General features: G+C 47.6%; 2 protein-coding genes. Both read right to left on the reverse strand.

Annotated elements, in window-relative coordinates:
- Window positions 1-11 precede the first annotated feature (11 nt).
- Complete coding sequence (locus U9P07_07300; GenBank protein ID MEA2109209.1) at window positions 12-767, reverse strand: YebC/PmpR family DNA-binding transcriptional regulator; 756 nt, start codon at window positions 765-767, stop codon at window positions 12-14.
- Between the two features lie 181 nt (window positions 768-948).
- A partial coding sequence (locus U9P07_07305) for a sodium-translocating pyrophosphatase (GenBank protein ID MEA2109210.1) occupies window positions 949-2,012 on the reverse strand: 1,064 nt, incomplete at its 5' end.

Below are 2,012 nucleotides of genomic sequence, written 5' to 3' on the forward strand. Positions count from 1 at the left end.
GATAAAAGACTTTATCCCTGCAGCTGTTCAATTAATTCCATATCGATATCAAAATTGGCGTAAACATTCTGGACATCATCAGAATCCTCCAGCTTTTCCATCAACCGCAACATCTGTTCCGCAGCTTTCCCTTCAAGCTTGATGGTGTTTTGAGGAATTTTTGTAACCTCCGCCGACGCATATGACCATCCTTTTTCATCAAAAGCCTGTTTCACCGCTTCAAAGCTTTCCGGAGTAGTAATTACTTCAAAGATACCATCCTCCGCAATTTCTTCCACATCATCAGCACCAGCTTCCAGGGCCAGATTAAAAAGCTCCTCTTCACCGATATTCTCTTTTTCAAAAACAATCAGACCTTTAGTATCAAACATCCAGGCAACACAGCCGTTTTCTCCAAGATTTCCGTTGCCTTTGTTGAAAATATGCCTGATGTCAGCCGCTGTACGATTGCGGTTATCAGTCAGGATATCGACCATCACCGCTACCCCTCCCGGCCCATAACCTTCATAAAACAGTTCTTCATAGGAAACACCTTCAAGCTCTCCCGTACCCCGTTTGATAGAACGCTCAATGTTATCTTTGGGCATATTAACAGCTTTGGCTGCCGCAATAGCCGTGCGTAGCCGGGGATTGGCGTCGAGATCACCCCCACCCTGGCGAGCCGCTACCGTAATCTCTTTGATCAGCTTGGTAAATATCTTTCCGCGTTTGGCATCTACCGCCCCTTTACGATGTTTAATGGAACTCCACTTGTTATGACCTGACATTTTTTCACCTTGAAAAATCTGAAAATAATTTAAATAACACTGCTCTCCAGGAACAAGCGATTATCCTGAAGCCAACCATTGCATGGAATATGTAACGCACCGATCCGCTATCTGTCAAGGTTGAAAAAAAAGGGCCGGCATAAAAAGCCGGCCCCTTACTTTCACCCATCAGTATAACAAATTACATAACAACCAACAAAGGAGCTATAACCAGAGAGACAATGGACATCAGTTTGATCAGGATGTTCATTGAAGGACCAGAGGTATCCTTGAAAGGATCACCAACCGTATCCCCGGTAACCGCCGCTTTATGAGCATCGGAACCTTTACCGCCAAAGTTACCGGACTCAATGTGTTTTTTGGCGTTATCCCAGGCACCGCCGGCATTAGACATAAAAAGAGCCATGAAAACGCCGGTCAGGGTCGCGCCGGCCAACATGCCGCCCAAAGCCTCTGCGCCGAGCAGGAATCCCACCAAAAGCGGGGTAATAACCGCCGTCAATCCCGGGATAATCATCTCTTTCAAGGAAGCTGCCGTACTGATATCAACGCATTTACTATATTCCGGTTTGCCGGTTCCTTCCATAATTCCAGGAATTTCACGGAACTGCCGCCTGACTTCTTCAACCATCGCAAAGGCCGCCTTACCCACGGAAGACATGGTCATGGCACCAACGAGGAAGGGAACGATCCCACCAATAAACAAACCAATAACCACCATGGGGTTGGTCAGGTTGATGACTTCAAGCCCAACCGCTGAACTGTAGGCGGCAAAAAGAGCCAAGGCAGTCAGGGCGGCAGAACCAATGGCAAATCCCTTACCAATCGCCGCGGTAGTATTACCCAAAGCATCCAGTCCATCAGTGATTTTCCGGGTTTCTTCACCCAGCCCGGCCATTTCAGAAATTCCACCGGCATTATCAGCTATGGGACCATAGGCATCAACGGACATAGTTACACCAACCGTTGACAGCATGCCGACAGCAGCAATCCCGATGCCATAGAGGCCAATCAATTTATAACCACCAAAAATGGCGGCACATATGAGCAGAACAGGGATGGCACAACTTTCCAAACCTACAGCCAGGCCGGTAATGATATTGGTACCCGGACCGGTTAGACTGGCTTCGGCAATTTTTCTAATGGGTGCGGCAGACGTATAATATTCGGTTACCAAACCAATCATAATACCGCACAAGCAACCAAAAAGTACCGCCCAGAAAGCCCCGATTGGCAATCCCAGTG

The sequence above is a fragment of the Pseudomonadota bacterium genome (assembly GCA_034660915.1).
In the GTDB taxonomy this organism is placed as follows: Bacteria; Desulfobacterota; Anaeroferrophillalia; order Anaeroferrophillales; family Anaeroferrophillaceae; genus DQWO01.